Raw genomic sequence first — 15,857 nt, 5'->3', positions numbered from 1 at the left:
AGCCACCCGCCGGAATCACGTCGCTTAACGCCTTGAACCGAAACGTCGCTCCCGGGCGACCAGTGCTTTTTTGAAATCACGACTATCCCTCCCGAATGTTCCAAGCTCAGGATAGTTGCGCCACACAAATTGAGGCAGAACCGATTTAAGGGCAAAGCGACAAGAATGTTGAACAGCAATTCCGCAAGGCGGAGGCTGCCAACCCGATCCCCAAGACCAAGCTGATGGGCCTGAAAGGGCTTTGGAAGATCGACATGTCTGGCGCAGGTCTTCTGCTGAAAGAAATTCGGCGCGCGCGAAAGGCCGGAGCGGATTTTCATATTTCTACGACCAACGCACCTTCCCTGCGCATCCTGAAAAGACTGCACGTCTTTGATGAGCTGGGCTCTGATAATCTGCACAATAACAAGGGCGAAGCCATTGCTGCCGCCGTGGCTGGTGCCGACGACAATATCTGCAAGGACTGCAAGCTGCGGGTATTTTTGGAATGCGCCCAAAAATCGGGGCATCGAAATGAAACCCAACAATGACATGCACGGCTGTCAGAGCGGACAGGCATGTTGCGAAGGAAAGACGCATACACGTTGAGAAAGGACAAAAATTGACTGATTTTGAATGGACAAGACAGCAATTCGATCTGCCAGAAGGCATGATCTATCTGAACGGCAACTCACTTGGCCCGATGCCGCGCGCCTCCGTGCCTGCCATGACCAACTTTCTCACCGACGAATGGCGTACAGAGCTGATCAAGAGCTGGAATACCAAAAACTGGTTCACGCAGACCAACACGCTGGGTGACCGCGTCGGGCATTTGATTGGGGCGGGAGCGGGCACCACGGTGGTCGGCGACACGCTGTCGATCAAAGTGTTTCAGGCCGTTGCTGCCGGCATGGCCATGGTGCCGGAGCGCCGCGTGGTTTTGTCGGACAGCGGCAATTTCCCCACGGATCTTTATATGGTCGAGGGGCTGATGAAACTAAAGGATGCGGGCTACACCCTTCACACGCCCGCCCCCGAGGATGTTATGGAGGCCATCACCGAGGAGGTCGGCGTGGTGATGCTGACCGAAGTGGATTACCGAACGGGCCGCCGCCATGACATGAAAGCCGTTATTGAAAAGGCGCATGCAGTTGGGGCAGTGGTCGTGTGGGACCTGGCGCATTCAGCGGGCGCGGTGCCGGTCGATGTGGGCGGATTTGACACCGATTTCGCCATCGGCTGCACCTACAAATACCTCAATGGCGGCCCTGGCGCCCCGGCTTTTATATACGTCGCGCCCCGCCTGCTGGAGACGGTAGAGCCGTTCCTGTCGGGCTGGTACGGCCACGAGGCACCTTTTGCCTTCGACACCGACTACCGTCCGATGCCGGGCAAGATCGAGCGGATGCGCATCGGCACACCGTCGATCGCGTCCTTCGCGCTTTTGTCGGTTGCATTGGACATCTGGGACAAGGCCGACATGGGCGAGGTTCACGCCAAGTCCATCGAACTGTCAGAGTTGTTCATCCGCGAGGTTGAAGCCCGATGCCCCGGCCTGAAGTTGGTCAGCCCGCGCGATCCGGCCGCGCGCGGCAGCCACGTGTCCTTCGCATTCGAGCACGGCTATGCCGCCATGCAAGCGTTGATCGCTGACAACGTGATTGGTGATTTTCGGGCCCCTGACGTCATGCGCTTTGGCATCACACCGCTGTTCGTGAATGAGGCCGATATCATCGATGCCGTCGACAAGCTGGAACGCATCCTTGAGGAAGAACGCTTCAAGGACGCGGAATTCCAGAAACGCGCGTTGGTCACGTAGACTCTCATCACGATGAGGCCAACGGCTCGGATAACGAAGAAAAAATTGGCTGAAGAATTGCCAAAAGCGACATGAAGTGGCGTGAAGGTGTTAGCCGGGTTGCGTGTCAGTATCTTACCAGCGCGACGAGGGTCGGCGATGGCGTCGCCAGCACAAAGTGCACACCCTCTTTCACCATCCTGAACGCCGGGATCTTGCTTTGTCGTTTGCGCGATGAGGAGAGATTTCCATCTCCATCGCTCAAACGCTTGATAGGAGTTGGATTGATGGAGCGTCCACAACATTACCGCTTTCACCAGGGTCAGAAGACCCTGCCGTTTTCAGATGCCGAATATGAGGCGCGCCTAGGCAAACTGCGCGCGCAGATGGCTGAGATGGGCGTCGACGCTTGCGTCCTGACGTCGATGCACAACGTCGCCTATTATTCAGGTTTCCTCTATTGTTCCTTTGGTCGTCCCTACGCACAGGTTGTGACGCCCACTGAAACCGTGACCTTCAGCGCTGGCATCGACGCGGCGCAGCCGTGGCGGCGCGGTTATGGCGACAACATCACCTACACTGACTGGCAGCGGAACAACTACTGGCGCGCGATCCAGTCTGTGACAGGGTCGGGCAAGGTCATTGGCTTTGAAGGCGATCACATATCCTACGCGCAGTTGGGTTTGCTGGATGAATTCCTGGCCCCGTCGGCGAAGAAAGACATCGCGCCCACGACGATGAAACTGCGTATGCACAAGTCCGCGGCTGAGATTGAGTTGATCCGCGCAGGTGCTGCGACCGCTGACGTGGGTGGCTATGCGATCAAGGATGCGATCAAAGCAGGCGTCCGCGAGGTCGATGTGGCGATGGCGGGCCGTGATGCCATGGAGTTGGAAATCGCCCGGCGTTTTCCGGACAGCGAGATCCGCGATACCTGGGTCTGGTTCCAGTCCGGCATCAACACCGATGGGGCCCACAACCCGGTGACAACCCGCGTTCTGGAGCGTGGCGATATCCTGTCGCTCAACACCTTCCCGATGATCTCAGGCTACTACACCGCGCTGGAACGGACATTGTTTGTTGAAGAAGTTGACGCCGCCAGTCTGAAAATCTGGGAAGCCAACGTCGCCGCGCATGAGCTAGGCATTAGCCTGCTGAAGCCGGGTGCAACTTGCGCCGAGGTTACGCACAAGATCAACGATTTCTTTGCAGAGCATGATCTGCTGCAGTACCGGAGCTTTGGGTACGGCCATTCCTTCGGCGTTCTGTCGCACTACTATGGCCGCGAGGCGGGTCTGGAGTTACGCGAGGACATCGATACGGTGCTTGAGCCGGGCATGGTGATCTCGATGGAGCCGATGCTGACCATTCCCGAAGGTCAGCCCGGGGCAGGCGGCTACCGCGAGCATGACATCCTTGTCATCACCGAGGATGGCAACGAAAACATCACGGGTTATCCGTACGGCCCTGAGTTCAACGTGGTTGGCTAGTTTGCAGACATCTGAAGTGAGCAATAACTATTGCTCACTTCATTCACTTTTCTGTTTGTTTTTCTGGTGCGCAGAAGGAGAGTTTCCAAACCGGTCCTTGTAGTGGCGGGAAAGTACTCCAGTAGAACTGAACCCGCTCGCAATGGCAATTTCCGCAACAGTCATATCAGTTTCAACGACAAGTGCGCGTGCTCGATCCAGCCGGATGTTGCGGTACGCAATCATGGGGCTTTCCCCCAAATATTGCTTGAATTGACGCTCGATCTGTCGACGAGACAGCCCGGTTATCTCACTCAGCTCATCAAAGGATACCGGCTCTTCGATATTGTTGTACATCGCCTGAACGACCTGAACCAATTTGGCGTTGCGGGTACTTAGCGCGCGAGCAAGTGAGGACCTTTGTGCTGCGTGCGGTGCCAATTCACCGTAGTTGAGGCACATGTCAGAGACGACAATCGCGAAATCCCGACCATAATCGCGCTGGATGATCGAAAGCATCATCTCGGTTGCAGCAGCACCGCCACCACATGTCCAGAGATCACCGTCAATCTCGAACCGCTTCGGCGAAGGGATCAAGTCAGGATACCTTTCCACAAACCCGGGCTGGTTTTCCCAATGCATGGTGAAGATGCGATCGTTCAGCAAACCTGCACGTGCAAGAGTGGCGGCGCCCGTACAAATCCCCCCGACCTTGCCACCAAAGCGGACGTGTTTGCGAAGCCGCGCAACCGTCGCGTCTGACGCCGCGTCCAACCCCTGATTGCCTGAGCAGACCAGCAAACGCAGGTCTTTTGGCAAGGAATCCAGGCTGCCATGGACGCTTACATCCATCCCGGAAGATGAGGTGATGGCCTGACCATTCTCGGAAAAAACGGTCCATCGATAGAGTGGCTTTTGCGCAAGCTGATTGGCGATACGCAGTGGATCAAGGGCAGCACTGAAGGCCAGCAGCGTGAAACGCGGCAAGAGCAAGAACCCCAGATCCAAAGGTACTTTGAAGTCTTCCACAGGGAAGAAAAACGCACCTTCCGGGACTACTTCAGGTCCGAGGCCAAGATCAGGGTCATTTTGGTTCACCACAACGGCAATGCTAATGGCCCGAGCGGCCTTGTCCAAGCCGACATCGAGAATTTGGGGTGGACCCAGTGGCACATACCGCTATTCGGCCATTTGCCGGTCGACTTGTCGTTCTTCGTTGATCATGGCCTGCAACTGGCGGCGGAAGCGCAATTGCCCGCCGTCAATGGGCAGATCAATATGTGGCGAGGTCTTGTTGCTCATGCCCTTTTGCACTTCGTTCAGCACGTCCCTGTCCTCTTCGAAAGCGTGCTGAACGTCTTCGGACATCATCCTGGAAAGCTCGTCGTCATCGGGCCTGATGTTGCGCAATTGGAACCAGTAATAGCGCGTCCGCCCCTCATCTGTGGGGGTCATGAAATTGTAGCTGTCCATGATGAAGGTGTTTTCGTGCAACGAACCGTCCGGCCCTCCGGTGCCGGCGGGGGTGAACACCGCCTTGATGAGCGCATGGGACGGATGGCGCACTTCGTAATGCTGAAGGCGGTCGCAGTTGCCCTCGAACTCCACCACTTTTCTGTAAAATGGCGCGGGTTCGTGATCCATCATCCAGCGGTGCACGATCACGCCATTTTCGGTTTTGGTGATCCGCAGCGGCGTGTCCTTGGTGGCGTCCGCGGCAAAGCTGCTTTGGTGCACCCATGCCACGTGGGTCGGATCCAGCAGGTTGTCGCACATCAGCAGATAGTTGCAGTCCAGTTCCATCGCGGCACCGCGATTGATGCCCCAGGCCGGGTTGTCGTAATTCTCGATCTCGAAGATGTCGGCCGGATCGGCCAGCGCGGGGTTACCCATCCAGATCCAGACCAGCCCGTATTTTTCGTGCAACGGATAGGCGTGCACCTTGGCATTGGACGGGATTCCGCCGGATCCGGGCGCCCAGACGCATTGGCCGACGCAGTTGAATGTCAGGCCGTGGTAGCCGCATTCGACAGTATCGCCTTTGATGCGCCCTTTGGACAGGGGCAGCTTGCGGTGGGGGCAGGCGTCTTCGAGGGCGACAAGCGCGCCAACCTCGCTGCGGAACACGCAGATTTTCTCGCCAAGCACCATGATCTGTTGCAAGTCGCGGGTTATCTCATGATCCCAGGCGGCGACGTACCAGGCGTTTTTCAGGAACATGTGTTATCTCCCCAGAATGCCGGGCAAGTTCAGCCCTTTTTCGCGCGCGCAGTCCAGCGCGATGTCATAGCCCGCGTCGGCGTGGCGCATGACGCCGGTGGCCGGATCATTCCACAGGACATTGGCGATCCGGCGATCCGCGTCTTCGGTGCCATCACAGCAGATCACCATGCCGGAGTGTTGCGAGAACCCCATGCCGACGCCGCCGCCGTGGTGCAGCGACACCCATGTCGCGCCGCCTGCGACGTTCAGCATCGCATTCAGGAGTGGCCAGTCTGAAACCGCGCCAGAGCCGTCTTTCATCGCCTCGGTTTCGCGGTTGGGCGAAGCCACCGACCCACTGTCCAGGTGATCGCGGCCAATGACCACAGGTGCCGACAACTCGCCATTGCGCACCATCTCGTTGAAAGCAAGGCCGAGCTTGTCGCGCAGGCCCAGACCGACCCAGCAGATGCGGGCGGGCAGGCCCTGAAACGCGATCCGCTCGCGCGCCATATCGAGCCAGTTGTGCAGATGCGGGTCGTCGATCAGTTCCTTGACCTTGGCATCGGTCTTGTAGATGTCCTCGGGATCACCCGACAGCGCGCACCAGCGGAACGGCCCGACGCCGCGGCAAAACAGCGGGCGGATATAGGCGGGCACGAAGCCGGGGAAGGCAAAGGCGTTCTCAAGCCCTTCCTCCTGCGCGACCTGACGGATGTTGTTGCCATAGTCCAGCGTCGGCACGCCTGCGTTCCAGAAATCGACCATCGCCGCGACCTGGATCTTCATCGAGGCGCGCGCGGCAGCCTCGACAGCCTTGGGATCGCTTTCCTGCTTTTCGCGCCACTCCGCAACGCTCCAGCCTTGGGGCAGGTAGCCGTGGACCGGATCGTGGGCCGAGGTCTGGTCGGTGACCATATCCGGCCTGACGCCGCGCTTGACCAGTTCGGGGAAAACATCGGCGGCGTTGCCGATCAGAGCCACGGACTTGGCTTCACCCGCCGCAGTCCAGCGCTCAATCATCGCAAGCGCTTCGTCCAGATCGTGCGTTTTCTCATCCACATAGCGCGTGCGAAGACGGAAATCGGCGCGGGTCTCGTCGCATTCGACAGCCAGACAGCATGCACCCGCCATCACCGCGGCCAGCGGCTGCGCGCCGCCCATGCCGCCAAGACCCCCAGTTAAGATCCACCGACCTTTCAGGTTGCCTTCATAATGCTGGCGGCCCGCTTCCATGAAGGTTTCATAGGTGCCCTGCACGATGCCCTGCGTGCCGATGTAGATCCACGACCCGGCGGTCATCTGGCCGTACATCGCCAGGCCCTTTTTATCCAACTCGTTGAAATGATCCCAGGTGGCCCAATGCGGCACTAGATTGGAGTTGGCGATCAACACGCGCGGCGCATCCTTGTGCGTGTTGAACACGCCTACGGGTTTGCCCGATTGCACCAGCAGCGTTTGTGTATCGTCCAGATCCTTGAGCGCCGCGACGATGGCGTCAAAGTCTTCCCAGGTGCGCGCGGCACGGCCGATGCCGCCGTAAACGACCAGCTCGTGCGGGTTTTCAGCTACATCGGGATGCAGGTTGTTCATCAGCATCCGCATGGGTGCCTCGGTGAGCCAGCTTTTGGCGGTGATCTCGGGGCCGGTCGGGGGGTATATGTCGCGCAGGTTGTGGCGGGGGTTGGTCATGATGTGCCTCCTAGGGTCGGGGCCAGATCGGCCAGAGTGGTCAGGATTTCGGCCAGATGCGGGCGCAGCTTTGCCGCTTTGGTTTCGTCATAGGCCCAGGGCGCGGCTTCGTCTTGCAGGTAGGTGGACTGTGCCAGTTCCATCTGGATTGCATGGACGCCCTGTGCGGGCTGGCCATAATGCCGCGTGGTCCAGCCGCCCTTGAACCGGCCATTGGACGTGCTGGAATAGTCAGCGGCCCTTTCGCAGATCTGACGTGCGGATTGCTCAACGGCTGGCGCACAGGTGCGCCCCTGGTTCGTGCCGATGTTGAAATCCGGCAAGGTGCCTTCAAACAGGAACGGAATGCGCGACCGGATCGAGTGGCAATCATACAGGATCGCGCAGCCGTGCAAGGCATGCACGCGCTTCAGCTCGGCTTCCAGCGCCGCGTGATAGGGCGCGTGAAAAGCCGCGCGGCGGGTGTCGATATCCGTCGCCGTGGGCGGTTCGGCCCAGATCGCGGCACCGTCGAAATCGGTGAGCGGGACCAGGCTTGTCGTGTTCTGGCCGGGATAAAGGCTTTCCCCCTGCGGATCACGATTGGCGTCGATCACGTAGCGGTGGAAATTGGCGGTAACGGTCGTCGCGTCGGGCAGCAAGCCCGCATAGAGCCGGTCGATATGCCAATCTGTATCCGCCAGCTTGCGGCCATTTTCGTTCAACGTCGCCATGATGGCGTCAGGAACGAAGGTGCCTGTGTGCGGCAGGCCCAGAACGACAGGGCCGCTGCCCTGGGTAACGGAAACCGGATTCATGCCGCGTACCCTCTGACAAAGGCAGGCAGGTCCACAGACGCGGCCAACGCACCGTTTTCCACCAGAGCAGCGGCCGCCTCAAGTGAGGGCGCCATGTAGCGGTCTTCGGCAAGGCTGGGCACGGCCTCGCGCAAGGTTGCCATCGCCACCTGAAGCGGTGCGCTGGTTTGCAGGGGCGCGCGGAATTCGATGCCCTGCGCACCGCACATCGCCTCCACCCCGAGGATCACGTTCAGGTTCGCGTTCATCCGCAACAGGCGGCGCGCGGCATGGGCTGCCATGCTCACGTGATCTTCCTGGTTGGCAGAGGTGGGCGTACTGTCGGTGGTGCAGGGGTTCGCCAGATGCTTGTTTTCGCTCATCAATGCGGCAGTCGTCACCTCGGCGATCATCAGGCCGGAGTTGAGGCCGGGATCAGGCGTCAGGAAGGGCGGCAGATCAAAGCTGAGCGTTGGATCCACCATCAAAGCCACGCGCCGCTGTGCAATCGCGCCAATCTCGGAAATGGCGACAGCGATCTGATCAGCGGCAAAACCAACGGGCTCCGCGTGGAAATTCCCACCCGAGACGATCAGATCGTCCTCGACCAGAACCAACGGATTGTCGGTGACAGCGTTGGCCTCAACCTCAAGCGTGCGCGCCGCGAAATGCAGCAGGTCCATCGCGGCGCCCGTCACCTGTGGCTGGCAGCGGATGCAATAAGGGTCTTGCACGCGGGTGTCGCCGTCCTGGTGGCTTTCGCGGATTTCCGAGCCCTCCATCAGCGCGCGTTGGGCGCGGGCCACAGCGATCTGGCCGGCATGGCCGCGCAGGGTGTGGATGGCATCCTGCAAAGGCGCGGTGGAGCCCATGATCGCGTCGGTGGACAGCGCACAGGTCAGCACGCTGGTCGCGGCATTACGCCAGGCGCCCCACAGACCCACCAGCGCGCAAGCGGTCGAGAATTGCGTGCCGTTGATCAGGGCCAGCCCCTCTTTGGGACCCAGAACAATGGGCGTGATCCCCGCCTTGGCCAGCGCCTCACCGGCCGGCATGCGGGTGCCGTCATAGGTGGCTTCACCCTCTCCGATCATCGCTGCGGCCATATGGGCGAGCGGGGCCAGATCGCCGGACGCGCCAACCGACCCCTGGCTGGGAATCACCGGCGTGACGCCGCGCGCAAGCATGTCTTGAAGGATCTCGACTGTGGTCATGGCAACGCCAGAGGCACCGCGCCCCAGCGACAACAGCTTGAGCACCATCATCAGTCGCGTCGTGGGTTCGTCCAATGGCTCTCCGACACCGCAGCAGTGGGACAGGATCAGGTTGCGCTGCAGAGTGGCCACGTCTTTTGCCGCGATCTTGACGCTGGCCAGTTTGCCAAACCCAGTGTTGACGCCGTAAACCGCCGCGTCACCGTTGGCGGCCTTTGTCACCAGTTTCTGCGCAGCGGCGATGCCGGCATGGCAGGCAGGGTCTAGCGCGACAGCATGGCCTTTGGCCCAGATGTCCTGCAACTGGGCCAGGGTTGCGACACCCGGCGTAATCGTGATTGTCATAGCGATCCCCTGAAGATGCGTTGGTGAAGCGGGTTGAACCCAATGCGGTAGGCAAGTTCTGCCGGGTGGGTCACGTCCCAGACACACAGATCGGCCTGCGCCCCTGCGGTGATGCGCCCGCGATCGGCCATGCCCAAAGCCGCCGCCGCATGGGCGGTCATACCCAGCAAGGCCTCAAGCGGTGTCATGCGAAACAGCGTGCAGGCCATGTTCATCGCCAGCAGGGGCGAGGTCAGCGGGGATGAGCCGGGGTTGCAATCGGTGGCCAGCGCCATCGGCACGCCGTGATTGCGAAAGGACTGGATCGGCGGGCTTTGGGTTTCGCGCAGGGTGTAGAACGCGCCGGGCAGCACGACAGCCACCGTGCCAGACGCCGCCAGGGCTTGCGCATCCGCATCGGTGGCATATTCCACATGATCCGCGCTGAGCGCGCCGTATTCTGCGGCAAGCTGCGTGCCGCCGATGTTTGACAACTGCTCGGCATGCAGCTTGACCGGCAGCCCCAATTCCACGGCGACGTCAAAGACGCGGGCGATCTGGCCTGTGTCAAAGGCGATGCCCTCGCAAAACCCATCCACCGCATCGACCAGCCCTTCGGCATGGGCGGCGCGCAGGGTGGGAATGCAGATCTCGTCGATATAGGCGTCGGGCCTGCCCTTGTATTCGGGCGGCACAGCATGGGCACCAAGAAAGCTGGTGCGCACTTCGACAGGCCGCGCCTGCGCGATCTGACGGGCCACGCGCAGCATCTTCAACTCGGTGTCCTGATTCAGACCGTAGCCGGACTTCACCTCGATCAGGGTGATGCCTTCCGCGATCAGAGCGTCCACGCGGGTCAGCGCATCGGCCAAGAGCGCGTCCTCGGAGGCCGCGCGGGTTGCCGACACGGTGGATACGATCCCGCCGCCTGCGCGGGCCACCTCTTCATAACTGGCTCCGTTCAGGCGCAGCTCAAACTCCGCCGCCCGGTTGCCACCAAAGACAACATGCGTGTGACAGTCGATCAGCGCGGGCGTGACAAGCCGTCCGCCCAGATCATGCGTTTGCGCGTCGGCATAGGCTGCGGGACGCTCTGCCGCCCGACCGACCCAGGCAATGCGGGCATTCGCAAGGGCAATCGCGCCGTCTTCGATCAGACCGTAGGTCTGGTTGTCTTTCAGTGTCGCGATCGTGGCATTCGTCAGGAGCATGGCCGACTCACTTGCAAATTACGGTGCTTAATGTCTTTATGTGCGTACATAATAATCTGTCAAGCGGAGTGTGCCATGCAGATGATCTGGGCTGAAACGGCCTTGTTGCCGACCGGCTGGGCGAACAAAGTGCTTGTCGAGATTGACGGGCAGGGCCGGATCGGCGGCGTGCAACGCGGGGCCTCTGCGCCGGATCAGGCCACGCAGGTTCCGCTGCTGCTGCCCGCGCCGGTCAACGTGCACAGCCATGCGTTTCAACGCGCCATGGCGGGCCTGACAGAACGCCGTGGCCCTGATCCAAGCGACAGCTTCTGGACCTGGCGGCAGCTCATGTTCCGCTTTCTGGACCGTCTGACGCCCGAGCATATCGAGACGATCACCGCCTTTGTGCAGATGGAAATGCTTGAAGCGGGCTACGGCGCGTCGGTCGAATTCCACTATCTGCATCACCAGCCCGGTGGCGTTGCCTATGACGATATCGCGGAAACATCCGCCCGTGTCGTCGCGGCGTCGGATCGCACCGGCATGGGGCTGTGCCTGCTGCCTGTGCACTATCAGTTCGGCGGCTGTGATCAACGCGGGCTGAGCGCGGGGCAAATCCGGTTCGGCAATACGTTCGAACAGTTTCAAACGCTTCATGACGCGGCAGCGGCCCACATCAAACAAGCATCCGCCGACAGCGCCATCGGTGTCGCCCCGCATTCCCTGCGCGCGGTCGGGATCGAGGATCTCAAGGGCTACAACACCGCCTTTCCCGATGGACCCATTCACATGCACCTTGCCGAACAACGCGCAGAGGTTGCTGAGGTTGAGGCGCATTGGGGCGCGCGGCCGGTGGCCTGGGCGCTCGATAACATGCAGTTGGATGGGCGCTGGTGCCTGATCCATTGCACCCAAATGACACCGGACGAGACCATCGCGCTGGCCCGTTCCGGTGCCGTCGCCGGTCTGTGTCCGATCACTGAAAGCAGTCTGGGGGACGGGATCTTTGACGCGGTGCGCTGGCTGGACAATGGCGGGGCTTTTGCCATCGGGTCAGACAGCAACATCCGCATTTCGCTAAGCGAGGAATTGCGCACGCTGGATTACTCGCAACGCCTGCGCGACGGCACGCGCGCAGCACTGGCGACGCCGGACAAATCGACCGGTCGGCGAATGTTCGACGGGATGCTGCAAGGCGGCGCACAGGCCTCTGGCCGAAAGACCGGGCGCATCGAGGCGGGATGCTGGGCCGATATGCTGGCGCTGGATACACTCTCTGAACATATGTGGGGCAGGCAGCTCGACACCGCGCTGGACGCCTGGATTTTCGCAGGCGACGATCGCCTGGTGACGGATGTTTGGTCCGCTGGCCGCCATATGGTAAAGCACGGCCGGCATGTGCAGCGCACCAGTATTGTCGCTGCCTATAAACGCACGATTGACGCATTGAGAGACGCCTTGTGAACTCGCCCACGTTTCGGAACTGGCAAAGCGTGCAGGACGAAGTCCTGCGCCGCATTCATGCCCGCGAATGGCCGCCCGGCGCCCTGATCCCCAACGAAGCCGATCTGGCGATCGAGTTTGGCTGCGCCCGGTCCACGGTGAACCGTGCCTTGCGATCCTTGGCTGAAAGCGGTTGGCTTGACCGCAAACGCAAGGCGGGTACTCGGGTTGCCGCGCAACCGGTTGCCAAGGCAACGCTTGATATCGCGGTGATCCGGCATGAGGTCGAGGAACACGGCGCGACCTACGGCTATCAATTGATTTCGCGCAGCGTTGCCGTGCCGCCGGCCCCTGTCAGCGGGACGATGAAAACCAGAGCGCAAGACAAGCTGCTGAATCTGCGCGCGCTGCATCTGGCCGATGACGCGGCCTATGCTGTCGAAGACAGGTGGATCAATACAAGCGTGGTCCCCGACGCTGCGGCGGAACCGTTCGATGTGCTCAGCGCCAACGAATGGTTGATGCAACACGCGCCCTACACGCACGGGGATATCGCCTTTTCCGCCGTGCAGGCCGACCAGCAGGATGCGGAGGTGCTTGGGATCGCCCCCCACAGCGCCTTGTTTGCCATTGACCGGGTGACTTGGGACAATGCGGTATCCGTCACAAAGGTCAGGCTGCTTTTTGCGCCCGGCTACAAACTGCGCACGCAAATCTAGGTGGCCCGCGTTTCGGCTTTTCCAGAACCAAGGACATTTCCATGCGGCACATCCAGCATTGGCAGACGGCCCTGGCACAGCATTGGGGCATCACTGCGGAGCTGAGCCCGCTTGACGGTGAGTATGATCTGAATTTTCTGGCGAAAGCCGATGATGACAGCGGGTACATCCTCAAGGTCATGCGCACGGGATGCGAAGCGTGGCTGGTGGATATGCAGGTCAGCGCCTTCGAGCACATCACCGCGAAACGACCTGACCTGCCGTGTCCGGTGGTTGTACGGGCCGCCGGGGGCGCATCGGTTGTGACTTTGAAGGACGAGACAGGCGCGGAACGCCTAGCCTGGGTTCTGCGCCAACTGCCAGGGCGCTGCTATGCCCATGTGGCGCCAAAAAGTCGGGCGCTGATCCACCAGATCGGGCAGGTGCTGGGCGGGACGGCCCTGGCGCTGGCAGATTTCGAGCATGCCGGTTTGGTGCGTGATTTCAAATGGGATCTGATGCGCGCCGGGTGGATCGCGGATCAAACGGGTTGCATCCCCGATCCGGCGCGGCGTCGGATCGTCGAGGGGATCCATGCCCGGTTCGCGGCGCTGAAGCCTGCGCTGGATGCCCTGCCGCATCAGGCGATCCACAACGACGCCAATGACTACAACATCCTGGTCGAGGGCACATGGAACGACGCGCGCCGCGTGTCCGGCCTGATTGATCTTGGCGATATGTGCGCCGCCCCGCGTGTGTGCGATTTGGCCATTGCTGCGGCCTACATCGTGCTGGATCATCCAAAGCCCGAAGCCGCGTTGGCGGCCCTTGTCGCGGGTTATCACGAGGCCAATCCGCTTGCGGCGCAAGAGGTGGACTTGATCTGGCCGCTGATGCGGATGCGGCTGGCGGTCAGCGTTGTGAACTCCACCTTGATGGCCGCAGAGAACCCCGATGACCCCTATGTCACGATTTCGCAGGCGCCCGCGTGGCGGTTCCTGGAAGGCTGCGCGCTGCACGGCGGATTGCTCAGCGCAAGGCTGCGTGCTGCCTGCGGCCTGCCCGTGGTCGAAGGGGCGGACCGTGTGGCGACATGGCTTGACCGGGAACGCGGGCATTTCGCGCCCCTGATGGGGTGCGATCTGTCGCAGGCCCCATTGGGGTCCTTGTCCGTCGAGGAATCGGCCTGGCCGCAGAACCCGTTTCATATGCCCCTGGAAGAAGCCGCCCGCGTGGGCGAGGAATTCGAGGATCACGGGCGCATGTGGCTGGGCTACTATCACGAGCCACGCCTGATCTATGCCGAGCCTGCCTTTCGCAAGGGGCCATGGAAGGCCAGCGACCGCCGCACGGTGCATCTGGCCGTCGATGTGTTTGCACCCGCCGGGACGCCAATGTTCGCGCCTTTGCGGGGCGAAGTGTTCATCGCGGAGTATCGCGCGGGGCATCTGGATTACGGTGGGGTGATCATCCTGCGCCATGAAACGCCCGAGGGTGATCCGTTCTTCACGCTCTATGGGCACCTCGACCCAGAGTTTCTGGACCGCCTGCGCGTGGGTCAGGTGATCGAGAAAGGTGAGGAATTCTGCCGCCTTGGTGATCCAAGCATGAATGGCGGCTGGGCACCGCATGTGCATTTCCAGCTTGCGCTGACCACTGAAGGGATCGAGGCCGACTGGCCCGGTGTGGGCGATCCTGACGAGATGTATCTGTGGCGCGCGGTCTGTCCCAACCCGGCCGCCTTGCTGAACCTGCCCGACGACAAGCTTTGCTATGTCCCGACAGACAAGGCTGGGATCAGGCAGGGTCGTGAGGCGCATTTCGGCGGCAATCTCAGCCTGACCTATGATGACCCCGTGATGCTGGTGCGCGGCTGGCGGCACCATCTCTTTGACGAATGGGGCCGCCCCTATCTCGACGCCTACAATAATGTGCCGCATGTGGGCCACGCCCATCCGCGCATTCAGGCGGTGGCGGCGGATCAGCTCAGGCGGATCAATTCCAATACGCGTTATCTGCATCCCGCGCAGACCGCTTTTGCGGACAAGATCCTGTCCAAGATGCCCGGCCACTTGCAGGTCTGCTATTTCGTGAACTCGGGGTCTGAAGCGAACGAGTTGGCTCTGCGGCTAGCGCGGGCGCACACCGGTGCCAAAGGTATGGTCACGCCCGATCATGGCTATCACGGGAACACTACGGGTGCGGTCGATATTTCTGCTTACAAGTTCAACAAGCCAGGCGGTGTTGGCCAGGCCGATTGGGTGGAGCTGGTGGAAATCGCAGATGACTACCGCGGCTCGTTCCGCCGCAACGACCCTGAGCGCGCCCAGAAATTCGCAGACCTTGTCGATCCTGCGATCGCGTCCTTGCGGCAAAAAGGGCAGGGCGTCGCGGGGTTCATCGCCGAAACCTTCCCGTCGGTTGGCGGTCAGATCATTCCGCCCAAAGGCTATCTGTCGGCGGTCTATGCCAAGGTCCGCGCGGCGGGCGGCATCTGCATCGCGGACGAAGTGCAGACCGGGCTGGGGAGATTGGGTGAATACTATTTCGGCTTCGAACACCAAGAGGTGCTGCCGGACGTCGTCGTGCTGGGCAAACCAATTGGCAATGGGCATCCAATGGGAGTGGTCGTCACGACCAAGGCAATTGCGGAGAGCTTTGACAACGGGATCGAGTTTTTCTCGACCTTCGGAGGCTCAACCCTGTCCTGCCGGATCGGACGTGAGGTGCTGCAGATCGTGGACGATGAAGGCTTGCAGGAAAACGCCCGCGTGATCGGCGGCCAGTTGATGGCAGGTCTGAAAGCGCTGGAAGCGAAACATGATTGCGTGGGCGACGTGCGCGGCATGGGGCTGTTTCTGGGTGTGGAACTGATCCGGACCGATGGCTCTGAGGCCACAGAGATATGCGCCTACGTCAAGAACCGCATGCGCGATCACCGCATCCTCATCGGCAGTGAGGGGCCAAGGGACAATATCCTCAAGTTCCGCCCGCCGCTGACAATTGAGGCGGAGGATGCGGGGATGATCATCGCTGTTCTGGATCAGGTCCTTGGCGAATGTGCCTGAC

General features: G+C 61.0%; 12 protein-coding genes. 5 read left to right on the top strand and 7 right to left on the bottom strand.

The window, feature by feature from the left end; genetic code table 11:
• The coding region (locus tag LOM8899_RS24020) for a hypothetical protein (protein ID WP_442345831.1) at positions 1 to 533 on the bottom strand (533 nt) is incomplete at its 3' end.
• A 68-nt stretch (positions 534 to 601) separates the two neighbouring features.
• Here LOM8899_RS24020 and kynU point away from each other — a divergent pair.
• Together kynU and LOM8899_RS21255 are read left to right on the top strand one after the other, a co-directional pair.
• Entirely contained in the window at positions 602 to 1,798 is a 1,197-nt protein-coding gene (gene kynU, locus LOM8899_RS21260; protein ID WP_211096249.1) for a kynureninase, read from the top strand.
• Between the two features lie 266 nt (positions 1,799 to 2,064).
• Positions 2,065 to 3,267 (top strand): aminopeptidase P family protein, encoded by a 1,203-nt coding sequence (locus tag LOM8899_RS21255; RefSeq protein ID WP_093994253.1) that lies wholly within the window; start codon positions 2,065 to 2,067, stop codon positions 3,265 to 3,267.
• 39 nt (positions 3,268 to 3,306) lie between these two features.
• Here the strand turns inward: LOM8899_RS21255 and LOM8899_RS21250 are convergent, their stop codons facing one another.
• From LOM8899_RS21250 to hutI, 6 genes are read right to left on the bottom strand one after another with little or no spacing between them, the layout of a single operon-like run.
• Positions 3,307 to 4,383, bottom strand: a complete 1,077-nt coding sequence (locus LOM8899_RS21250) for a GlxA family transcriptional regulator (protein ID WP_228069645.1) — start codon at positions 4,381 to 4,383, stop codon at positions 3,307 to 3,309.
• Between the two features lie 42 nt (positions 4,384 to 4,425).
• Positions 4,426 to 5,466 carry an aromatic ring-hydroxylating dioxygenase subunit alpha gene (locus tag LOM8899_RS21245; protein WP_093994252.1) on the bottom strand — a complete coding sequence of 347 codons (1,041 nt, stop codon included), beginning with the start codon at positions 5,464 to 5,466 and terminating at the stop codon, positions 4,426 to 4,428.
• A gap of 3 nt (positions 5,467 to 5,469) precedes the next feature.
• A complete protein-coding gene (hutU, locus tag LOM8899_RS21240) occupies positions 5,470 to 7,140 on the bottom strand; it encodes a urocanate hydratase (protein ID WP_093994251.1) in 1,671 nt (556 codons plus the stop codon).
• Positions 7,137 to 7,937 carry an N-formylglutamate deformylase gene (hutG, locus tag LOM8899_RS21235; protein WP_093994250.1) on the bottom strand — a complete coding sequence of 267 codons (801 nt, stop codon included), beginning with the start codon at positions 7,935 to 7,937 and terminating at the stop codon, positions 7,137 to 7,139. The genes hutU and hutG overlap by 4 nt, the downstream gene beginning before the upstream one ends.
• Complete coding sequence (hutH, locus tag LOM8899_RS21230; protein WP_093994249.1) at positions 7,934 to 9,475, bottom strand: histidine ammonia-lyase; 1,542 nt, start codon at positions 9,473 to 9,475, stop codon at positions 7,934 to 7,936. The genes hutG and hutH overlap by 4 nt, the downstream gene beginning before the upstream one ends.
• Positions 9,472 to 10,665 (bottom strand): imidazolonepropionase, encoded by a 1,194-nt coding sequence (hutI, locus tag LOM8899_RS21225; RefSeq protein ID WP_072704121.1) that lies wholly within the window; start codon positions 10,663 to 10,665, stop codon positions 9,472 to 9,474. Before hutI ends, hutH begins: the two co-directional genes overlap by 4 nt.
• Before the next feature lie 75 nt (positions 10,666 to 10,740).
• On the opposite strand from hutI, the gene LOM8899_RS21220 reads away from it, so the two are divergent.
• From LOM8899_RS21220 to LOM8899_RS21210, 3 genes are read left to right on the top strand one after another with little or no spacing between them, the layout of a single operon-like run.
• Positions 10,741 to 12,111, top strand: a complete 1,371-nt coding sequence (locus LOM8899_RS21220; protein WP_093994248.1) for a formimidoylglutamate deiminase — start codon at positions 10,741 to 10,743, stop codon at positions 12,109 to 12,111.
• Positions 12,108 to 12,809: a histidine utilization transcriptional repressor HutC gene (gene hutC, locus LOM8899_RS21215; protein ID WP_072704116.1), complete on the top strand. Its 702-nt coding sequence runs from the start codon at positions 12,108 to 12,110 to the stop codon at positions 12,807 to 12,809. Before LOM8899_RS21220 ends, hutC begins: the two co-directional genes overlap by 4 nt.
• A 41-nt stretch (positions 12,810 to 12,850) precedes the next feature.
• Positions 12,851 to 15,856, top strand: a complete 3,006-nt coding sequence (locus LOM8899_RS21210) for an aminotransferase class III-fold pyridoxal phosphate-dependent enzyme (RefSeq protein ID WP_211096248.1) — start codon at positions 12,851 to 12,853, stop codon at positions 15,854 to 15,856.
• Position 15,857 lies beyond the last annotated feature (1 nt).

Origin of the sequence: Flavimaricola marinus (assembly GCF_900184895.1) — a bacterium.
GTDB classification, from domain to species: Bacteria; Pseudomonadota; Alphaproteobacteria; order Rhodobacterales; family Rhodobacteraceae; genus Flavimaricola; species Flavimaricola marinus.
This window is presented reverse-complemented; position numbering and strand designations above follow the sequence as displayed.